The organism is Tamlana crocina (assembly GCF_012037625.1).
Genome location: NZ_JAAVJS010000124.1, coordinates 1 through 544, shown reverse-complemented (window position 1 = coordinate 544; position 544 = coordinate 1). Strand labels below are relative to the sequence as shown.

Genomic DNA, 544 nt, shown 5'->3' with positions numbered 1-544 from the left:
CTCACAAATGGTAACGCTGGTATCTGTACCTGCATCTACCACTCCTTCACATTCAGAATCAGTAACCACAACAGTAACAACTGCAGAGTCTGTACATCCTTCGTAACCTACTGTATAGGTAAAACTTCCGGCAACATCTGTCGCAGGATCGAAAGTGCCGTTTCCAGAGCTCCATGTTCCTCCTGGTAATGCATCTTCTCCAAGGTAATCGAATAGATTAACAGGTTCATCTTCTGTAGTCAATTCCACAGTAGCGTTAACGCCTGCTTCGGCTTCAGTAACAATATTTACTGTAAGCTCGTAAGATTCACCATCCACTGTATAAACAGTAGTGAATTCTCCCAATCCGTCCTCGTCAGCCTGATAGATAGCTGCCAGTTGAGAAGGAGTAGGATTGAACGTGCCGTTAGTGGCTACTCCTGTTGGAAGAAGTCTTAAATAATACTTTCTTATTTCGTCAATACTTGGAAAGATGGTTTGAACATCGACGAGACAGATAACGCCTACACCCGGAGTAACTCCCGGATCTGTTGGATCAGTAGGA

Annotated in this window: 1 protein-coding gene; it reads right to left on the bottom strand. The window is 44.1% G+C overall.

Annotated features, from left to right (window positions below):
• The coding region (locus HC176_RS15920; protein WP_167919983.1) for a hypothetical protein at positions 1-544 on the bottom strand (544 nt) is incomplete at both ends.